A 17,593-nucleotide genomic window follows, 5' to 3' on the forward strand; every position below is an offset into this window, starting at 1 on the left:
CAGTCCCGTCGTGCCGACCGGGCCCGCCTACGCCAGGAACTCCGTCTCTCGCTCCCAGCCCACGTCCGACAAGACGGCATCCAGAGCGCTCTCGGCAGAGACCGTGGCGTCGAAGACGAACTCCGGCAGTGCGCCAGCCGCGTCGATGGGCCGATACCAGGAACTCACCTGCTCCTCGCTCACCTCCGAGGCCAGGACCTTGGTGCGGTGACGACGCAAGGTCTCCTCCAGGTCGAGGTCATAGCGATAGCAGCGGCTCACTCCGCGGTGGTCCTCCACGAGCGAGGCGAGCATGTCCCCATAGCTCTCGGAGTGCAGGATTCCCTCCACGACCACGTGCAAGCCGTGCTCCAGGGCGAACCGGGCCGAGAGGTCGATGTAGCCGACGCTCAGGGCTCCGGGACCGTCGCGCACGTGGAGGATCTCCCGGCGCAGGACATCGTGGCTGATGATCGCGACACCGCGAGGCCTCGCCTGCCGGATCGCGTGGGCGAGCAGGGTCTTCCCGCTGCCGGAGTTCCCGCGGATGATGATGAGCCGCGAGTGCGTCGTGCCGATCATGTCGCTGCGACCCTTCGTCCCGATCCTGCTCCGCGGCCCTGCCGTCCTCACGGTAGCGGCAGTAGGCCCCCACACCGTGCGTCTGCGGGGACGTGCCATGGCTGCGGGCGCGCCGCACTCGCCGGGATACGCCGCTGCGTGGGTCCGGACCGGAAGGATGTGTCTTCATGCAGACCGACTCCGCTGACGCGCCCGTCCTCGTGATCCTCCGGGGGAACTCCTCCTCGGGGAAGTCGACCGTCGCGCGGCGGGTGCAACGGGATCTGCCCGGATCGAAGATCGCCGTGATCGGCCAGGACCATGTGCGCCGCGACCTGCTGTGGGAGCGGGAGGTCGAGCAGCGCGACACCATCGGACTGATCACCGCGATGGCGCAGCACTGCCTGAGCATCGGGCACCTCACCGTGGTCGAGGGGATCTTCGGCAGCGAGCGCTACGGCGACATGTTCGCGTCGCTGCTGAACGGGCATCACGGGCCGTCCCTCGTCTACTACCTCGACGTGAGCCTGGCCGAGACCCTGCGCCGCCACGCTCGGAAGTCCTTCGCCGCCGATGTGCCCGACGCCGAGGTCGCCTCCTGGTACCGCGAGCACGATGTGCTCGGCGTGAAGGGTGAGGTGGTCCTCGGCGAGGCACTGGGGGAGGACGAGATGGTCGAGCGGGTGCTCCAGGACCTCGCGGCGGTCAGGCCTTCAACTCTCGCCGAGAACGACTCGCAGGGAGGTCATTGAATGCACCTTCCACCGCGTCTGCAGGCGACGGGTTCCACGAGCGCAGTCGGTCGCGACTGGCTCGCTCGCCTCCCGGAGGTGTGCGAGCGACTGAGCGCGCAGTGGAAGATTCAGCTCGGTGAGCCGTACCCGGAGTGCAACATCTCGTGGGTGGCGCCCGCGGAGGGAGCGGCGGTCCCCGCTGTCCTGAAAGTGCCTATGCCGATGACAGTCCAGGTCAAGACGCTTGCGGGAGACTTCCGTGGGCACGAACCCGCTGCTCTTCGGGCTTGGGGCGGAGTCGGAGCCACGCTCCTCCTCGAGCATGACGAAGGCACGGGAGCGATGTTGGTGGAGCGCTGCGTCCCCGGGGACACGCTCGACTCGGTTCCGGACGTGGAAGCCGCCGACGAGATCGTTGCCCACCTCCTCGCCCAGCTGCATCTGCCCGCATGCGACGGCGGCGGTATCCCCAAGCTCGGTGAACGCGCTCAGCAACTGGCTGACGAGCTGCCTGGCCGATTCGAGCAAGCGGGCAGACCGTTCGACGAGTGGCTCGTGCGGCAGGCGGCAGAGAGCCTCGTCGAACTCGCGAGCTGTGGTGGCCCGCCCGTTCTCCTCCACGGGGACACGCACCATCATAATATTCTGGCGAGCGAGCGGGAGTCCTGGCTGGCGATAGATCCTTTGCCCATGGTGGGGGACCCTGCGTATGACAGTGTGCAGTACCTGTTGTTTCGCAAGGGTGATCTACGCGATCCGGAAACTGAATGGGGAACCACTATCTCGCGATTCTGCCGGCTGGCAGATGTGGACGAGGAGCGGGTCAAAGCGTGGACCTTTGCCCGACTCGTGTCCGACGCGCTCGCCGCGTGCGAAGCCGGACGTAAAGTTGAGTACCTCGAGGCCAGACAGGACAGCCTCTGGACGGCCCGATTGTTGCACCGGCTCTGAAGCCCTTCCGCTTCTTGGCGCTCGGCCAGGCCTGCGGCGGATCAGTTCCGTGCTTCGCGGACATCCGTTCCCTGCTCGGCGAATGCTTTGAAATCCTGCATGTGCTGTTGCGACTGCTTGTGGAAGATGCCGGGCATCAGTGCCCCCATCAGTCGCATCAGCGGGTTGCTGAATCGAAATTCGCTCTCGCTGACCCAGAGCGTCTTCTGCGGATCGGCGTCGGTCAGCCGATCGCGCACGAGGTTCCACATGCCCGCGGCGACGATCTCACGGTCGAACTGAACGACGGTGCTCGGGAGAATCTCGTGCAGGTCAGTCGGTTCCCGCCGGGTGATCGTCTCGGTGGCCTCCATCGTCCGCTGCCCCGCCTGCATCACAACCCGCGAGGTGGTGCCGAGCTGCCCGTGCTCCCCGCTCAACGGCTCGTGCAGCACCACGTCCCGCAGCCACATCGGGATATGTGCCGGATCGGCGAGCAGCTGCGCCACCCTCTTTCGGGGCAGGGCGATCTCGATCGAGTTGGTGTACATCATGGCGCGCCTTCCTTCCGGTTGGGGGACAATATCCTGACGTGCCTGCCGTGCTCCTGGATCGAGGTCATGAGTCCATGATGATCCCGGCGAGGAGTTCCGGTTGGGAGATGTACGGAGAGTGGCTCGCGTCGATGACCTGACTGCTGGTGCAGCGGGCGGCCAACCGATGCTGCAGCTCCGGGCTCATGGCCCGGTCGGCCGTGCACACGACGTAATGGCTCGGGACCTGCTTCCACGCGGCGTGGCGGGCGATGCCTCGCCCGTGCCCGGAGGCCTGCGGCACGAGAAGGGCGACCGCGCGCTCAGCGTCCGCGGGCCCGCAGTCCGCGTAGAACAGGTCCGTCGCCGCGTCGGCCGGAACGAAGCTGCCGCCGTCGGGGTGAGGTCGCACCCACGAGTTGACGGGTGCCTCGGGGCCACCGAGTCCCGCGCAGCTCTCGCCGACGTCGGGGACGAAAGCAGCCATGAAGACCAAGCGCTCCGCGCCGTGCACGCCCGTGATCACTGCCCCTCCGTAGCTGTGGCCGACGATCGTCGGTGCGCTGCCGCACCGGTCGACCACCGCCTGGACGGCTGCGGTGTCGGCCTCGAGGGAGCCGCGATGAAGGCGTGGCGTCTGCACGGTGGCGCCCGCGCGACTCAGTGCGTCGGCCAGCGCCTGCAGGTGCTCGGGCTGATGGAAGAGCCCATGCACCAGGACCACCTCGGGTGACGTCATGGGCGCGAGCCAACCACGAGAGCCGTGCCCCGTCGAGTCGCGACGCGCGCCGGGGCGGTCGGCCCGATGCACGCACGAGGTCTGGCCAGAGACCGGCGGGTCGCGCGGAATCCGTGCACCGCTCTGCGTCTCACCCGGCAGCCGGGCGGCTGAGGAGCGCGCATGCCTCATCGACGATCTGCGCTCGAGGCCCGTGGTCCGGGAGCTCTGTCAGAGGGATCCACCGTGCTTCGTCCGTCGTCCCGCCGACCTCGGTGGTCCCGAGGTCTCCGCCGACGACCGTCGCCTCGAAGGCGATACGAACGGCCTTGAACGGTCGCGGGGACCTGTTCCCCACGTCGGCGGTCGCGGTGCTGGTGAACAGCGGACGGCCGACCGCTACATGGAACCCGGTCTCCTCGAAGACCTCGCGCACGACGGCAGCCTCGAGGGACTCCTCGAACTCCACCCCACCTCCTGGGAGCGTCCATAGCGGATGCGGATTGGCGCCGTTGTACCAGGTCAGCAGGATGCGGTCACGATCATCGGTGATGACGGCATAGGCGCCCAGACGCGTGTCCCACTCGGTGAAGTCCATCGCGTCAACGTACCAATGGCAGCCTCCCGTCAACCGTGCCGCGAGGACTCTTCCCACGCTCGACAAAGCACGTCCACCTGCTCATCGACGGACTTCCCTGAGACGTCGAGGACGAGGTCGACGTCCGGTGGGGTCCGCGTCATTGCATGGAGCAGGTCGAACTCCTCGCCTGTCAGGTACTCCGTGCGAGTGGCGGACCGCCGGCGCGCCTCATCGAGCGTGAGGTGGAGATGGACGATGAAGCAGTCGGGAAACTCTGCGCGGTAGACCGGCAGGGTGTCGGGCGTGACCACATCGGAGACCACGAGATCGAACCCGGCCGCGACCAGGTTGCGACCCGATGCTGCGACATTCCGTGCGGCCAGCAGGTGCTGCGCCTCGCCCTCCTCACCGCTCCACAGGGTCGCCGCGCCGGCGATGACGAGCTGACGAATGTCGTCCGCATCGATGTACGCCGCTCGGGAGCGCTGCGCCGCGAGCAGTCTCCCGCAGGTGCTCTTCCCGGCGGCGGGGCCGCCCGAGAGGATCAGCGGTCGCACGGACATCTCACCCGAGGTCACCCGTCCTGGCGAGCATCCAGTGCGCGCTGGTGCTCCTGGTAGAACTCGGTCTCGGCCGGCTCGGGGCGATCCTGGCCGTTGAGCAGGCGGTGCCACAGCGGGTAGTAGGCCGGCTGCTGCGAGGCCAGTGTGATCCGGTCGCGAGCCTCCTCGGGCAAGGTGAGATCGGCGGCGGCGAGGTCCTCCTGGAGATGCTCGAAGGACCGGGCCGCGATCACCGTTCCCTCCACGCCCGGGCGGTCGAGGATCCAGGAGATGACCACCTGGGGGATCGTCCACCCCAGGTCGCCGGCGATCTCGTCGAACAGCTCGATGAGGTCGTAGGCGCGGTCCCAGTCCGTCACGTGCGGCTCGGGCCAGCCGGTGCCCTGCCGCGTATCGGACGGCGTCTCCTTGCCGCGGCGCACCTTGCCGTTGAGCAGTCCCTCGCCCAGCGGGCTCCACCCGAACGTGGCGACGCCCAGGTCGCGGGCGGCCGGGATGATCTCGTACTCGATCTCCCGTGCCTCGGGCGTGTAGTAGACCTGCTGTGCGATCGGGGCCTCGAGCCCGGCCTGCCGCGCCTCGTAGACCGTCTTGGTCAGCTGCCAGGCGCTGTAGTTCGACACGCCCCAGTAGCGGACCTTGCCGGCGCGGATCAGGTCGGTGACGGCCGAAATGGTCTCGAGGATCGGGGTCTGCCCGTCCCACTGGTGCATGTACAGCAGGTCGAGATGGTCGGTGCCCAGGCGCTGCAGGCTCTCCTCGACCGCGCGGGTCAGGTGATACCTGCTCGCGCCCGAGTCATTGGGTCCGTCCCCAGTCGACGTGCGGGCCTTCGAGGTGAGGATGATGTCGTCGCGGCGCTTCCCCAGGGCCTTCCCCACGACGCGCTCGGAGTCGCCGGACGAATAGATGTTCGCCGTGTCGAGGAAGTTCACGCCGTGGGAGATGGCCTCGTCGATCTGCCGACGGGCCTCGTCCACCGAGAGTCCGGCGATCTTCTCGAAACCGCCTCCGGAACCGAAGGGGATCGTCCCCAGTGCCAGGCGGGAGACGTAGAGACCGGAGTGGCCAAGACGGATGTAGTCCATGAATAGCATTCCTCTCGCGCAGTCGCAGGTGATCGCCCCGTGCGGAACGAGCAGTGTGCCCGCGACGCTACGTGACACCGGCGCCCCGGTCACGCCGTATTGCGACGAGAATCGGCACGCACGGCGCGGCTGGCTTCCGTGCGAGCGACCGATCCGGGCCGGCCCCGAGTGCCACACTCGGCCCTGTGCGCGACTACGACTTCCACCCCGATGAAGACAGCGTTCGCTGTTTCGGTGTTCCCGATGCCGGCATCCTCGTCAACGATGACGGCATGTGCGTGATGCAGACGCGCCAGCCCGAGCCGTCCGGCACGATGGACGAGGAGCTGGTGCTGCGCCATTACGCCTTCGCTGACGAATGGTTCAAGCTCAACGTCACCTTCGACCTGCGCGACGAGATGATCGAACCGGGGCCGCAGGGCGAGGCGTTCGCGATCAACTGCGATATCGCGACCCCGATGCTCCGGGTGGGAGACGACGTATCGGCCGTGGATCTCTTCCTGGACGTGCTGGTGCGAGGCGACGGCACCTATCGCGTGATCGACCGGGACGAGTTCGAGCACGCCACGACCGAGGGGCTCATCTCTCAGCGCGAAGCAGAGGGCGCCGAGGTCGGCCTCGAGCGGCTGGTCCGTTGGATCGAGTCCGGCCGACTGCATTCCCTGCTCAGGGAGATCGATCTCGCGCTCGCCGCGACCGCGCCCCCTCCCTTGCCCTTCGAGCGGGTCCCGATCGGCGCCGTCCCCTCTGTCGCACCGGGAACTCGCCCGACCTGGTGAGCGCCGCGCGACCCGTCAGACGTCGGGCCGCAGTTCGAAGTCCCAGGCGACGACGGCCGACTGCCCGGCCTTGGCCGCGTTGGTGGCATCGGGGACCCAGGGGTGCAGCTCCCAGATGTTCGGCGGGCCGGGAGTGAGCGGCGCGGCCTCATCGTCCGGCTTGACGACGAGGTCGCCGAGATAGGTCTCGTGGCAGGCCCGCACCACGAAGCCGTGCGGCAGGGCGGCGCGCAGGTAGTCGCCGAGACCGTGGCTGCGGCCCGTGATATGCCCCGTGCGGCCGTCGGGTGACTGCTTGACCAGGGGGTATCGCGGTGAGCCGACGAAGTGGCCGCGGGTGTCGAGCACCAGCAGATGGCCACCGGGCCGCATGACCCGAGCAGCCTCGGCGAGGAACGGCTCCAGGTCACTGAGGTGGGTCAGCGCCAGACTGCACACGACGTGGTCGACGTCGCCGCTCGGCAGCGGCAGATCGGTGAGGTCGCCTCGCAGGAAGCGAGCGCCGGGTACGGCCTTCCGGGCACGCGACAGCATGGCGTCAGAGAAGTCGACGCCGACGACGTCGTGGCCGCGGTCCACCAACTGCTGCGTGACCGCGCCGGTGCCGCAGGCAGCATCGAGCACCCGACCCGGCGTCAGGACTTCGAGCATCGGGGCGAGCACGTTGTCACGCATCGGGAAGCAGCCGTTGTCCTCACCGTCGTAGGTCGCCGCCCAACCGTCGTAGCCGTCGGCGACCGGCAGGGGAGGGACGTCGACCCCCGGCCCGAGCTCGTCGGCACGATCGAGGAGATCGCGCACCTCGGCGATCCGGGCCTCGGTGAACGCCCGGTCGTACTCGCCGGCGAAGGCCCGCATGAGGGCGACGCCCTCGAGCCCCAGGAGATAGGCCAGGGGGTGCTGGTGGATGGTCTTGTCGGTTCGCTCGTGGGGCATGGAGCCAGTCTTCGGGGCCGGTCACTCCCTGGCAATCGAGTTTTCGTGTCGGTGTCGCTAGGCGGAGGCGCGCTGCATCCGTCGCAGCGCGATCCCCTGGCTCACCGCGAAGGCGGCGATGTCGATCGCCAGGACCCCGGCCGCGAGCGCGAGGACCGTCGTCCCGGCGAACAGGCCGGTCACGGCGAGGCCCGCGCTGGCGACGATGTTGGCGATCATCACGAGCCGTGTGCTGGTGCGAAGGGGCTGCGCACGCGATGCCCGCCAGACGTACACGCCCCACAGGGCGGTGGCGATGCCCGTGCCGACGAGGAGAACGACGGGAAGACCGACGGGGTTCGTCGCGAAGGGTGCGGCAATGCCCACCAGGATGCCCAGAGCGACGCAGTAGATCGCGTCGAGGCGGAGGCTTGCGCGGGCGAGTCGGTCTCCGGTCATGAGCCGATTCTGCTCGACCGCGCGCATCGTCGCAATGCTCGTCGAGCGCGAGCCGCGGCTCGGCCAAGCGGACTGCACCGATGCTCCCGAGTCACGTCGAGCTGTCCCGCACGATCAGGCGGTGCGGGACGGTGACGGTGCGGGGTGGCCCGTCGAACCCGCGGACGCGCTCGGTGAGCATGTGCAGTGAGTCCCGGGCGATCTGCACCGTGTCGGGCCGGATGGAGGTCAGTGGCGGATGGGTGAACTGGGCATCGGGTATGTCGTCGTAACTGACCACGGCCACATCCTGCGGGACGCGCCGACCGTGGTCGCGCAGACCGGCCAGCACCCCCAGCGCCAGGTCGTCGTTGCCGCAGACGATTCCGTCGATGTCGTGGTGGGTCTCCACCAGGCGGACCACCGCCTGGTGCCCGTCGGTCCGGTGCCAGGTGTCGACCGGGACGACGGGTGCGTCCAGCGCGGAGAGTCCGTGCGCCGCGAGCGAGGCTCGGAACCCGTCCAAGCGCAGTTTCATCGACCCATGGGGCTGGCTGGCCTTGGACTCCGTCAGTGCGCCGACGAAGGCGAGCCGGGTGCGGCCGCTGGCGATGAGGTGGTCGGTGAGCTCGGCGAACGCGAGCCTGTTATCGATTCGCACGTAGTCCGACCCGGCGGGAAGGCTCCCGGCCGGGACGTGCTCACCGATGAACACCGTGGGCTGACGGACCTCCGAGAGCTCCGCGATGAACTGCTCGCCGACCAGCAGCGGGTTGACGATGAACCCGTCACCGAGGCGTTGGTCGAACCCGGTGAGCGCCTTCATCTCCTCCTCGCGACCCGTCGAGTTGTTGCGCAGGACGATCGTCAGCTCCTGACGGGTCGCTTCGTCCACGAAGTCCTGGGCCAGGCCCGAGAAGTACGAGAACGACAGCGAGGGGAACGAGAGCGTGACGATGTTGCTGGCCCCGGTGCGCAGCTGCCGGGCGGCATTCCGGGGGATGTAGCCGAGCTCAGCGATCGATTGCTTCACCGTCGTGCGCGTCCGGTCGCTCACGTACTCGTAGTCGTTGATGACATTGGAGACCGTCTTGAAGGACACCCCCGCGTGCTCCGCGACGTCGCGCAGAGTCGGGGCTCGCTTCCTTGTCGGCCGCTCGGTCGGAGACGTATCGGTCATGTGTCCATCCTGCCAACACCGGTCGCATCTGTCGCGGGAACCGGGCAGGCGACAAGCTCCTCGAGGTGCTTGCCCGCTGGCGCAATATCGTGCTAGAACCGCCTTAGCCGGTTCAATGGTGATCCTCGCCGGGTCCCCCCCGTCGGCCAGGAGGCCACATGTCCCGTCCATCCAGCGACGTCCGCGCCGTCGATTCCCACGCACCTGAGGCCGACCTCGTCGATCTCCGGGCGCGGCTCGCTGCGGCGCGGCTGCCCGAGGCCGAGACGGTCCATCGCGCGTCACCTGACCCTCGTCGCTGGGAACAGGGCGTTCCTCTCGCCGACCTGGTCGACCTCGTGGACTACTGGCGCACCGACTACGACTGGCGGGCGTTCGAAGCGCGTCTCGACGAGATCGGTCAGTTCCGTACGACGATCGACGGAGTGGGGATCCACTTCCTGCACCGCCGATCCTCGCGCGCAGACGCCACACCGTTGATCGTGACGCATGGGTGGCCCGGCAGCATCGCGGAGTTCATCGACGTCGTGGACGAGCTGGCCGACCCGACCGACGCCGACGCGCCCGCCTTCGACGTCGTCGTCCCGTCGCTGCCGGGCTTCGGCTACAGCGACAGACCGGCCACCACCGGGTGGGGGATCGAAAAGATCGCTGCCGCGTGGGTGGACCTGATGGGACGGCTCGGCTACCGCAGATTCCTCGCCCACGGCGGCGACTGGGGAGGCAGCATCACCACGGTTCTCGGCGGCAGGTTCCCGGAGCACGTTCTCGGCATCCACACGACGTTCGCGGAGGCGCCGCCCGGGATGACGACGGACGGGCTGACGGCCGTCGAGAGGAAGCGGACCGAGGAGACCCGCGACTTCTGGCGCCACCATCGGGCGTACGCGACGCAGCAGGCAACCCGCCCGCAGACCATCGGCTACTCGCTCGTGGATTCGCCGGTCGGCCTCCTTGCCTGGCTGCTCGACAAGTTCGCCGAGTGGTCGGACACTGAAGACAGCCCGTTCGAGACCATCTCCCGGGACAGAATTCTTGACGATGTCACGCTGTACTGGCTGACGCGGACCGGTGCCTCCTCGGCCCGCATCTACTACGAGACCCCCAACTCGCTCCACCCCGATCTTCGGGTCGACGTCCCGTCGGCGATCACCATGTATCCCGGCGACATCGAGTCGCGCGTTCCGCGGGCCTGGGCGCAGGAGCGGTACCGGCAGATCGTTCGCTGGAATGTGCCCGACGCCGGTGGGCACTTCCCGTCGCTCGAGGTGCCCGAGTACTTCGTGAAGGACCTGCAGGAGGGAGTCGCGGCCGTGCTGGCTACCGGTCGGTGAGGTCAGCGGTCGAGGCCTGCCGCCGGGAGGGCGGCGGTCACTGCACTGGGCGGGAGCTCGTGCGCTGGGCGGCGGTGAAGCGGGCCTTCTTCTCGCGATTCCCGCAGGTGTTCATGTCGCACCATCGGCGGCTGCGACTCTGACTCGTGTCGAAGAACGCGGCTCTGCAGGTGGGCGAGGCGCACAGGGCCAGCCTCCCGGGCCGCTCGCCGGCGAGGATGCTGATCGCGTCCGCAGCGATGACGCTGAGGGCATCCTCGACGCAGGGCGTCGGGCTGAGCTGCCAGAGCCGAGTTCCCTCGGGGGTCAGAATGGCCACGGCTCGCCCGTGGACACTGCGGTCGTTGAGGGTCTGCACGGCGGGCGCTGGGGGAGTCTTGCCCTGCGCCGCAGCCGTCGCGGCGGCGTGGATCGCTTCCCGGAGCTGCGTGGCGATATCGAGCTGGGTGCTGGTGCAGGAGTCCACGGCGATGCCGCTCAGGGCGAGCCAGTCGACACATCGCTGCGGCGTCGGGATCCGCTCGACAGGGTCGCCCTGACGCTCCGTGAGTGTCGCGGCGAAGCTGGTCGCCAGCACGCTGCCGAGGCGGAAGTCGGGGTGCTCAGCGGGCATGGAACCACTTTAGCCGCGACCGTGTGCCGATGAACGGGCGCGACGATCAGCACCCGGCCAGGTGCGCCGCGATCCAGGACGCGACGGCGTCCTCGGTGTGATGGCCGATGGCCGAGGTGGCGATCGCTTTCAGCTCGGGAACAGCGTTGGAGACCGCATGGGACTCGTCGGCGATCTCGAACATGGGGAGATCGTTGTGGTTGTCCCCGAAGACGATCAGGCGGTCGGAGCCGATCGCGGCCACGAGTCTGCGGATGGCGTGCGCCTTCGTCCCTGCCCGATCGTGGAACTCGAGCCAGTCCAGGCCCGGTGTGGCAGGGTCCTCGCTGAGGAAATGGGCGGTCAGTGCCAGAGGCTTCGCGAGGGCGATCCGCACCTGCAGCAGCTCCGACCGCGGAGCGATGAGGGCCACGTAGACCACACTGTCTCCTCGCAGCGGGTCGCCCGCAGCGATCGGGCGGAGGCGCCGGTCTCCCGCTCTCGCGCCGACGAACGCCTCGGTGCCGGCGGTCGCCCCCTCGGGGCGCCACCGGATCCAGTCCGTGCCGTCCTCGACAGTGATCCATACCGGTTCCATCGTGCTGCTTCTGCTGCAGGCGGCGAGGACGCTGTCGACCACCGTCGGGTCGAGGCGGTGGAGATCGTGCGGCGCTCCGGTGTCCGGGTCCGCTGTGATCGTGCCTCCGTAGGTGATCACGGGCAGGTTCAACCGGAGTCGAGTCGTCGCGCGCCGGGACGAATCGAAGGAGCGGGCGGTCGCGTAAGTGAACAGTGCGCCCTTCTCGATCGCGCTGTTCAGCTTCTCCGCGCTCGCGGCGCTGACTTCTCCCGCACCGTCGAGCAGCGTCCGATCGAGGTCCGAGACGTAGAGCGTGCGCATCTACTCGTGCTCCGTCACGGAGCGCGTCATGCGCTGCAGGCCCCGGAGCGCACTCGAGGCCTCTTTCAGCAGGTACCCCAGCGAGGTCTCCAGATCGATGCCGTCGTCGCCCTGACTCATGTCGGCAGTCTGACATGCCGTCCTTGCCCGTCACCGGCGAGGGCTCTGCTGTGGGAGCAGCCCACCGTGCGACATCGCTTTCCAACTGGATGAGCAGCGGGAAGTGGACCGTGGGTGCCCGCGGGCGAATTAGGCCCTCGCCATGGGCACAGTCTTCGACGCCACCGCGCCCCCCGGTGCGGATGGCCACGTGAACGTGTCGCCCCGCGGGCACGACACCTTCTCCGTCCTGGACTCCCACAGGGTCGCCTGGGTCGACTTCACCGGCAGAGGCGTCGAGACCATCGTGCACACACGGGAGAACGGTCGCGTCTGCCTCATGTTCACCTCCTTCGACAAGCGGCCGCGCATCGTTCGCCTGCACGGCACGGGCACGGTGTTCCTCCCCGGTGATGCGGCGTTCGAGGACGTCATCGCACGGCACCCCGAGAACCCGAGCACCCGAGCAGTGATCACCGTGGACGTGACCCGCATCTGTGACTCCTGCGGCTGGGGCGTTCCGATCATGGAGAAGACGGGTGAGCGCGAACTTCTCCGGCTCCAGGCCGAGAAGAAGGGCGTGGACGGCATGGCCCAGTACCGTGCCCAGCGGAACGCCCGGAGCATCGACGGCCCGCCCGGATTGCCCCTGGGGGACGCGGAGTCCCCAGGAGATCTCGCGCGCTGAACGCTTCGTCAGGTGAGCGCAGGCCAAGGCCCCGGCATTCTTTCAAAGCCGCTGCGCGATTGTCCTCGGCGGCCTAGATTTGCCGCATGGGTCTTCTGACATTCAGCATCAACGTCACCCTGGATGGCTGCGTCGATCACCAGGAGGGCATCGCCGACGACGAGACGCACGCCCACTTCACTCGCCTCATGGAAGAGAGCGGCGCCATGCTCTGGGGCCGCACCACCTACGAAATGATGGAGAGCTACTGGCCGGCTGTCGCCCGCGGTGATGTCGATGCGCCACCGGCGCTGCGCGAGTGGGCGCTGAAGCTGGAGGCCAAGCCGAAGTACGTGGTGTCGACGACGCGCAGCGACTTCCCGTGGACCAACAGCCACCACCTCGTCGGCGACCTGCCCACGGCGGTGCAGGACCTCAAGGATCGGACCCCCGAAGGGGTGCTCGTCGGCAGCGGCACCCTCGCGACAGAGCTGGACCGACTGGATCTGGTCGACGACTACAGATTCCTCGTCCATCCCCGGATCGCCGGCCACGGCCCCTCCCTGTACCAGGGCGGACTTCCCCGCACCCGTCGACTCGAGCTGATCTCGGCGGAGCCGCTCAGCAACGGCGCGGTCGCCACGCACTATCGGAGGGCTGACTGACCGCCGTCGCGCGACGGCGTGCAGCCATGACTTGTCGTCAGGGTGCCTGCATCCGAGCTCGGAGTACGTCGAACTCACTCCCTGGCGCGTCCGGATCGAAACCGTGGGTGATCAACCAGCGCGCCGCTGTGAGGCTGCGCAGAGACCACCAGGCACGGATGACCTGCCGGTCAGCACCCTCGCCATAGCCGGCGAGCAGGTCGTCCAGACGGTCCTCCTGCCCGAGCGTCACGATGGCCAGGTCGAACATGGCATCGCCGCAGGACGCCTCGGACCAGTCGATGATGCCGACCACGTCGTCATCCTCGACGAACACGTGCAAGGTCTGCAGGTCTCCGTGGATGAACACCGGCGCCCAGGGCCGGAGCGCGGCCTGCGCGATGTCACGGTTCCGCCGGACGACATCGGCGGGCAGAACTTTGTTGGCGAGCAGCCACGAGCACTCGCGATCGAGATCCGCCGTCACCTCCTCGAGCGTGGGCCCGGCCCACGGCGGCAACGGAGCCTCGTGGAGCCCCCGGATGGTGGCGCCTGTTGCCGCCCATGCCGCGGGCGACGCGGGTGACGGCTCGCCGAGAACTCCGAGCGCTCTGCCGGGCACGGTGGCGATCGCGAGGACGGGCGGCTGGCGCCAGAGCACCGTCGGAGTCGGCACGGGTGCCAGAGCCATGGCCTGCGCCTCGATGTCGGCGTGCGCCGCGTCGCCGTCGACCTTCAGGTACACGTCGCCGACACGCAGCGTCGCACGCTCGCTGTGCGCGACGACCACTTCGACCTCGTCCATGCGGGCCATCGTGGCAAAATTCGTCGCCGAAGTCGCCGAGTTATTCGTCGGCACGCCTCGAGGTTCCGCTGACCTGCCCCTACCGGGTGGCGTCGGCCAGCACTCGGTCGATCCATCCGTGGCGATCGAGCTCGCCGAGGCCAGCAAGAGTCACCCACCGCGTGTCGAGCACCTCGTCGTCCTCGAGCGAGAAGGACGACGACGTGAGCGAGCACCGGTATGCGATCGTCACGTACCCGACGTGGTCGCCATTGGGGTAGACGCTCTCGAGCGCGGCGCCACCGTAGGCGCCGACGATCTCGGCGATCTCGACGTCCACACCCAGTTCTTCGCGCACCTCCCGCAGCAGAGCAGCCCTCGGTTCCTCTCCCGGCTCGACACCGCCGCCTATCAAGCTCCACCGTCCAGAGTCGCTCTGCCGCACGAGGAGGAAGCGGTCGCCGTCCTGAACGACCGCCGTCACGCCGGGGAGCAAGAGATAATCGCCCCCGATCCGGTCACGCAGCGATCGGACGTACGCAGAGGCAGGCATGTGCCGAAGGTACCTCGCCACCCGTCCGCTGAGGGATCAACCATCGGACGGCGTCGGGGATCTGGCGGGCCGAATGGAGAACTGGAGACCGACATCCAGGGCGCTCCAGTTCAGGCTTCCGCCCGTGGCGTCTTGTGCTCTCGGCCCGCCGTTTGCGGAGACCGTTCCAGCCAGGTCCAGAGCGCACGTTCGCGGTCGGCGTCGTACGACTCGGCAGAGGAGGCGGTGGTCTTCGTGCGGTGGATGTAGGCACCGGACGCGGCGGGAGTGACGCCGAGAATCACGTCCGCCAGTTTGCTGCCCGCGGGGACCGGGGTATCCACGAGAGGCGTGACCGTGAGCAGTGGGATGATCCTGCTCATCAGGAACGGAAAGGCTCCACCGGTCTCGCGCGCCAGCCCGGTTCCGACCACGAGGCTGGGGTTGTACGAGACGATCTCTATCCCATCGGGCAGTCGGCGTGCCCATTCATGGACAAGATGGATGCCGCCGAGCTTGCTCGTCACGTACGCACGTCTGCCGGCTCGGACCTCTCCGGAACGATCGAATCCTCCAGGCCGGGAGATCTCCGGCAGGGCCCACCGGGGTGCGGGCATCGTCCCTCCGGTATGCCGGAGGTCCCCGAAATGGGCGTCGCTGACGGTGACGACGATGCGTGACGGTGCCTGGATATGAGGGTGCAGCTGCCGGAGGAGCTGATGCGTGGCCATGACGTTCACGGCAAAGGTCCTCTCGTATCCGTCGACCGTGGCCTCCAAAGCGTTGGACAGGTGGACACCCGCGTTGAAGACGAGCCCCCGCAGCGGTGGCAGCTGATCGGAGTCGAGGAGATCCTCCAGCTGCGCGCCTGCCGCGGCCACGCTCGCCATGCTCGCCAGGTCGATGTCGACGGTGGAGACGTGCGGGGATATCTCTCGCAGGCTCGGCAGGACCTCTGCGGCCGAGGAGCTCCGCCCGAGGATCACGAGGTGGGCGTCCGGGCTTCGTCGGAGGACATCTCGCGCGGCGTGCAGGCCGATTCCTCGGGTGGCGCCGGTCATGATCAGGGTTCGGTTCGCTGTGGTCATGTGGGACCCCTTGGGTGAGATCGTGCGGCTGCGGGTGGGCATCGACGGTTGGCGCTGCCCTTTACCTCTGACACTGACGGAGTGATCCAGGATCAGGGAGACTCCGTCGAGCCTGGTATCGGCAGGGCCATGCAGCCGGACAGCGCCCGCCAGGCGTCGGAGGACAATGAAGACATGGTGGGAGATCAGCGGTTGGATCTGGGCGAGTACCTCCGTCATCTGCGTTCAGAGATGACGCCTCGAGCTCGTCCGGAGGTGTCCCAGTTGTCTCATCGACGCGTCCCGGGCCTGCGTCGTCAAGAGCTCGCCGACCTGGCAGGCATTTCGGTCGAGTACTACACCCGTCTCGAGCAGGGGCGCGCGTCCCGCCCCTCACGGGAGGTCCTTGCCGCGTTGGGAAGGGCCTTCGAGCTCTCGACCGCCGAACACGACCACGTGTTCCGACTGGCCGGCGAGCTGCGTCCGCAGCCGCGAGCGCCCGCTGCCCAGATCCGACCGGGCCTCCAGTTGCTACTCGACAGCCTGGACGACGCCATGCCGGTCACTGTTCACGACGGCCGGCTCGACATGCTGGCTTTCAACGCTGCCGCCGCGGAGCTGTTCGGGCCCGGCTTCGACGACTCACCGTACGGTCGCAACATCGCCTATCAAGCCTTCACCTCGGCTGGACTGCGCGGCGTGCTCGGAATCGATGGAGCTGAGCAGCTGGCCAAAGTGGCCGCCGCTGAACTTCGCAAGGCGCTCAGCCACTACCCGGAGGATGAGCGGCTCCACTCTCTCCTTCTCGAGCTGTCGACGACCAATCCCGAGTTCACCCGCCACTGGGAGCGGGGAGAGATCGGAACATGGATGTCCGTGATGAAGCGCATCAACCATCCGACCAAAGGCGTGCTCGCCTTCGACAGCGAGATGCTGCACGACCCCGAAAGTGACCACTGGGTCATGCTCTTCACGCCTCGTGACGCGTGACGTTTCGAGGTGACTGCACCTCGGAGCCGGCGGCGCTACGCAGCCTCGCGGCAGGACAGCCACCGGGCATCGGTGTCGCGCACGAGGCGATCAGTATGGGGTCGGGGACGGGCCGGATGGTCCCCGCGCATTCGTGACTCCGGGCTGACCGTGTAATCAGATCTGTGTCAGATCAGCCGTCGTCCCCGTCGTTCTCAGGATCCTCCCGAGCCTCGACCACGGCCGCGACCAGGGCGACCAGCCCGGCGTAGCCGATGCCCTGGCTCAGACCCACCGCGAGCCGCGGGTGCCGCACGCCCCGATCCGTGAAGAACGCTTCCATCCGCCTGTCCAACGCGACCCCGAAGGCGGTGGCGCAGCCGGACAGCGTCCCCCCTGCGACCGCGACTGCCGACCTCCGGAGGAGCGCCCGGCGGTCCTCACCACCCCGGGGCCGCGTCCCGTCTCCCACTGTCCCCACAGGGAGAGCCGATGCGGCCTGTCCCTGGGGAGTCCACGGCTTCCAGCCGTCGGGGATGGCCGTCCGTGCTCGCGCACGGGCCTGGAGGCCGAGGAATGTCGCCGCCGCGCCGACGGTGGCGGACGCCGCGACCCAAGCGACGACCTGCCTACCGTGCAGGCGACCAACGGGGATGGCACCGAAGGCCGAGGACACCGCGGCATCGAGAGCGAACTGGGACAGGGAGCGAAGAGGCACGAGGGCGGGGGTCGGCATGGTCGTGACGCTAACAAGCGGACGCCCCGGGAGGACCCGACCTTCAGCGATGCTCGTCGCTTCATGGCCCGACGATGGTCGACGCGCCAGTCGTGATCCGTCCCGTTGGGGTATACCCCAGAGCGCAGATCTGTCACGAAACTGCCGATTCAGACCCTGTGGGACGGGGGAGCCTACGGTGCCGTAGCTGTCTCGCAGGGTGGTGCTCAACATTGCAGCTGTGCGCAGATAGGGTGCCTCTCCTCGGTGTTGCAGACGATGTGGCTCTCG

The 17,593-nt window shown here is 68.2% G+C and carries 22 protein-coding genes and 1 pseudogene; 7 read left to right on the plus strand and 16 right to left on the minus strand.

The genetic code is table 11. The features are described 5' to 3' along the window. Positions 1-27 precede the first annotated feature (27 nt). The gene (locus INT51_RS17935) at positions 28-561 is read right to left on the minus strand and encodes a kinase (RefSeq protein ID WP_193106704.1); all 534 of its coding nucleotides are present in this window, start codon (positions 559-561) and stop codon (positions 28-30) included. Between the two features lie 167 nt (positions 562-728). Between INT51_RS17935 and INT51_RS17940 the strand changes: the two genes are divergently transcribed. Together INT51_RS17940 and INT51_RS17945 are read left to right on the plus strand one after the other, a co-directional pair. Next, a complete protein-coding gene (locus INT51_RS17940) occupies positions 729-1,292 on the plus strand; it encodes an AAA family ATPase (protein ID WP_193106705.1) in 564 nt (187 codons plus the stop codon). Further along, a complete protein-coding gene (locus tag INT51_RS17945) occupies positions 1,293-2,225 on the plus strand; it encodes an aminoglycoside phosphotransferase family protein (RefSeq protein WP_226985887.1) in 933 nt (310 codons plus the stop codon). A gap of 41 nt (positions 2,226-2,266) precedes the next feature. On the opposite strand, the gene INT51_RS17950 is transcribed toward INT51_RS17945, so the two are convergent. The 5 genes from INT51_RS17950 to INT51_RS17970 form a co-directional block, all read right to left on the minus strand. Beyond that, positions 2,267-2,713 (minus strand): SRPBCC family protein, encoded by a 447-nt coding sequence (locus tag INT51_RS17950; RefSeq protein WP_304502243.1) that lies wholly within the window; start codon positions 2,711-2,713, stop codon positions 2,267-2,269. Between the two features lie 109 nt (positions 2,714-2,822). After that, a complete protein-coding gene (locus tag INT51_RS17955; RefSeq protein WP_193106708.1) occupies positions 2,823-3,476 on the minus strand; it encodes an alpha/beta hydrolase in 654 nt (217 codons plus the stop codon). Positions 3,477-3,606: 130 nt separating this feature from the next. Continuing rightward, positions 3,607-4,053: an NUDIX hydrolase gene (locus INT51_RS17960; RefSeq protein WP_193106709.1), complete on the minus strand. Its 447-nt coding sequence runs from the start codon at positions 4,051-4,053 to the stop codon at positions 3,607-3,609. A 29-nt stretch (positions 4,054-4,082) separates the two neighbouring features. Continuing rightward, positions 4,083-4,613 (minus strand): hypothetical protein, encoded by a 531-nt coding sequence (locus tag INT51_RS17965; RefSeq protein ID WP_193106710.1) that lies wholly within the window; start codon positions 4,611-4,613, stop codon positions 4,083-4,085. Beyond that, entirely contained in the window at positions 4,610-5,686 is a 1,077-nt protein-coding gene (locus tag INT51_RS17970) for an aldo/keto reductase (RefSeq protein ID WP_193106711.1), read from the minus strand. The genes INT51_RS17965 and INT51_RS17970 overlap by 4 nt, the downstream gene beginning before the upstream one ends. 185 nt (positions 5,687-5,871) lie before the next feature. Here INT51_RS17970 and INT51_RS22765 point away from each other — a divergent pair, with 185 nt between their 5' ends. Beyond that, positions 5,872-6,465 (plus strand): DUF402 domain-containing protein, encoded by a 594-nt coding sequence (locus INT51_RS22765; RefSeq protein ID WP_193106712.1) that lies wholly within the window; start codon positions 5,872-5,874, stop codon positions 6,463-6,465. Positions 6,466-6,480: 15 nt separating this feature from the next. On the opposite strand, the gene INT51_RS17980 is transcribed toward INT51_RS22765, so the two are convergent. The 3 genes from INT51_RS17980 to INT51_RS17990 form a co-directional block, all read right to left on the minus strand. Beyond that, positions 6,481-7,401 carry a class I SAM-dependent methyltransferase gene (locus tag INT51_RS17980; protein ID WP_193106713.1) on the minus strand — a complete coding sequence of 307 codons (921 nt, stop codon included), beginning with the start codon at positions 7,399-7,401 and terminating at the stop codon, positions 6,481-6,483. 57 nt (positions 7,402-7,458) lie between these two features. Beyond that, positions 7,459-7,839 carry a hypothetical protein gene (locus INT51_RS17985; protein WP_193106714.1) on the minus strand — a complete coding sequence of 127 codons (381 nt, stop codon included), beginning with the start codon at positions 7,837-7,839 and terminating at the stop codon, positions 7,459-7,461. Positions 7,840-7,930: 91 nt separating this feature from the next. Beyond that, the gene (locus INT51_RS17990) at positions 7,931-8,998 is read right to left on the minus strand and encodes a LacI family DNA-binding transcriptional regulator (protein WP_193106715.1); all 1,068 of its coding nucleotides are present in this window, start codon (positions 8,996-8,998) and stop codon (positions 7,931-7,933) included. Positions 8,999-9,156: 158 nt separating this feature from the next. Between INT51_RS17990 and INT51_RS17995 the strand changes: the two genes are divergently transcribed. Further along, on the plus strand, positions 9,157-10,332 hold the full coding sequence (locus tag INT51_RS17995) for an epoxide hydrolase family protein (protein ID WP_193106716.1): 1,176 nt from the start codon (positions 9,157-9,159) through the stop codon (positions 10,330-10,332). A gap of 37 nt (positions 10,333-10,369) precedes the next feature. On the opposite strand, the gene INT51_RS18000 is transcribed toward INT51_RS17995, so the two are convergent. The 3 genes and pseudogenes from INT51_RS18000 to INT51_RS18010 all read right to left on the minus strand — a co-directional run. Next, positions 10,370-10,945: an ABATE domain-containing protein gene (locus INT51_RS18000; RefSeq protein ID WP_193106717.1), complete on the minus strand. Its 576-nt coding sequence runs from the start codon at positions 10,943-10,945 to the stop codon at positions 10,370-10,372. Between the two features lie 46 nt (positions 10,946-10,991). Then, entirely contained in the window at positions 10,992-11,825 is an 834-nt protein-coding gene (locus INT51_RS18005) for an HAD hydrolase family protein (RefSeq protein WP_193106718.1), read from the minus strand. Positions 11,826-11,867: 42 nt separating this feature from the next. Then, positions 11,868-11,945 (minus strand): annotated as a pseudogene (locus INT51_RS18010) (MarR family transcriptional regulator); the annotation flags it as partial. A gap of 142 nt (positions 11,946-12,087) precedes the next feature. On the opposite strand from INT51_RS18010, the gene INT51_RS18015 reads away from it, so the two are divergent. Beyond that, positions 12,088-12,612, plus strand: a complete 525-nt coding sequence (locus INT51_RS18015) for a pyridoxamine 5'-phosphate oxidase family protein (protein ID WP_193106719.1) — start codon at positions 12,088-12,090, stop codon at positions 12,610-12,612. An 86-nt stretch (positions 12,613-12,698) separates the two neighbouring features. Further along, on the plus strand, positions 12,699-13,256 hold the full coding sequence (locus INT51_RS18020) for a dihydrofolate reductase family protein (RefSeq protein ID WP_193106720.1): 558 nt from the start codon (positions 12,699-12,701) through the stop codon (positions 13,254-13,256). Positions 13,257-13,293: 37 nt separating this feature from the next. Here the strand turns inward: INT51_RS18020 and INT51_RS18025 are convergent, their stop codons facing one another. From INT51_RS18025 to INT51_RS18035, 3 genes are all read right to left on the minus strand, one after another. Continuing rightward, on the minus strand, positions 13,294-14,040 hold the full coding sequence (locus INT51_RS18025) for a phosphotransferase family protein (protein WP_193106721.1): 747 nt from the start codon (positions 14,038-14,040) through the stop codon (positions 13,294-13,296). Positions 14,041-14,119: 79 nt separating this feature from the next. Then, on the minus strand, positions 14,120-14,572 hold the full coding sequence (locus tag INT51_RS18030; protein ID WP_193106722.1) for an NUDIX domain-containing protein: 453 nt from the start codon (positions 14,570-14,572) through the stop codon (positions 14,120-14,122). 110 nt (positions 14,573-14,682) lie between these two features. Continuing rightward, on the minus strand, positions 14,683-15,639 hold the full coding sequence (locus tag INT51_RS18035) for an SDR family NAD(P)-dependent oxidoreductase (protein ID WP_193106723.1): 957 nt from the start codon (positions 15,637-15,639) through the stop codon (positions 14,683-14,685). Positions 15,640-15,720: 81 nt separating this feature from the next. Here INT51_RS18035 and INT51_RS18040 point away from each other — a divergent pair, with 81 nt between their 5' ends. After that, entirely contained in the window at positions 15,721-16,608 is an 888-nt protein-coding gene (locus tag INT51_RS18040) for a helix-turn-helix transcriptional regulator (RefSeq protein WP_304502244.1), read from the plus strand. Between the two features lie 172 nt (positions 16,609-16,780). Here INT51_RS18040 and INT51_RS18045 read toward each other — a convergent pair whose 3' ends face one another. After that, the gene (locus INT51_RS18045; protein ID WP_193106724.1) at positions 16,781-17,323 is read right to left on the minus strand and encodes a hypothetical protein; all 543 of its coding nucleotides are present in this window, start codon (positions 17,321-17,323) and stop codon (positions 16,781-16,783) included. Positions 17,324-17,593: the final 270 nt, after the last annotated feature.

It is taken from the genome of Brachybacterium sp. FME24 (genome assembly GCF_014897705.1).
In the GTDB taxonomy this organism is placed as follows: domain Bacteria; phylum Actinomycetota; class Actinomycetes; order Actinomycetales; family Dermabacteraceae; genus Brachybacterium.

Bases quoted from the DNA above. Each gene is read 5' to 3' on its own strand.
- INT51_RS17985 (WP_193106714.1), bottom strand. From the start codon at position 7,839: ATGACCGGAGACCGACTCGCCCGCGCAAGCCTCCGCCTCGACGCGATC.
- INT51_RS18000 (WP_193106717.1), bottom strand. From the start codon at position 10,945: ATGCCCGCTGAGCACCCCGACTTCCGCCTCGGCAGCGTGCTGGCGACC.
- INT51_RS17960 (WP_193106709.1), bottom strand. From the start codon at position 4,053: ATGGACTTCACCGAGTGGGACACGCGTCTGGGCGCCTATGCCGTCATC.
- INT51_RS17940 (WP_193106705.1), top strand. From the start codon at position 729: ATGCAGACCGACTCCGCTGACGCGCCCGTCCTCGTGATCCTCCGGGGG.
- INT51_RS17995 (WP_193106716.1), top strand. From the start codon at position 9,157: ATGTCCCGTCCATCCAGCGACGTCCGCGCCGTCGATTCCCACGCACCT.
- INT51_RS18045 (WP_193106724.1), bottom strand. From the start codon at position 17,323: ATGCCGACCCCCGCCCTCGTGCCTCTTCGCTCCCTGTCCCAGTTCGCT.
- INT51_RS18005 (WP_193106718.1), bottom strand. From the start codon at position 11,825: ATGCGCACGCTCTACGTCTCGGACCTCGATCGGACGCTGCTCGACGGT.
- INT51_RS17990 (WP_193106715.1), bottom strand. From the start codon at position 8,998: ATGACCGATACGTCTCCGACCGAGCGGCCGACAAGGAAGCGAGCCCCG.
- INT51_RS18030 (WP_193106722.1), bottom strand. From the start codon at position 14,572: ATGCCTGCCTCTGCGTACGTCCGATCGCTGCGTGACCGGATCGGGGGC.
- INT51_RS18020 (WP_193106720.1), top strand. From the start codon at position 12,699: ATGGGTCTTCTGACATTCAGCATCAACGTCACCCTGGATGGCTGCGTC.
- INT51_RS17935 (WP_193106704.1), bottom strand. From the start codon at position 561: ATGATCGGCACGACGCACTCGCGGCTCATCATCATCCGCGGGAACTCC.
- INT51_RS18025 (WP_193106721.1), bottom strand. From the start codon at position 14,040: ATGGACGAGGTCGAAGTGGTCGTCGCGCACAGCGAGCGTGCGACGCTG.
- INT51_RS18015 (WP_193106719.1), top strand. From the start codon at position 12,088: ATGGGCACAGTCTTCGACGCCACCGCGCCCCCCGGTGCGGATGGCCAC.
- INT51_RS18035 (WP_193106723.1), bottom strand. From the start codon at position 15,639: ATGACCACAGCGAACCGAACCCTGATCATGACCGGCGCCACCCGAGGA.
- INT51_RS17970 (WP_193106711.1), bottom strand. From the start codon at position 5,686: ATGGACTACATCCGTCTTGGCCACTCCGGTCTCTACGTCTCCCGCCTG.
- INT51_RS17980 (WP_193106713.1), bottom strand. From the start codon at position 7,401: ATGCCCCACGAGCGAACCGACAAGACCATCCACCAGCACCCCCTGGCC.
- INT51_RS17955 (WP_193106708.1), bottom strand. From the start codon at position 3,476: ATGACGTCACCCGAGGTGGTCCTGGTGCATGGGCTCTTCCATCAGCCC.
- INT51_RS17945 (WP_226985887.1), top strand. From the start codon at position 1,293: ATGCACCTTCCACCGCGTCTGCAGGCGACGGGTTCCACGAGCGCAGTC.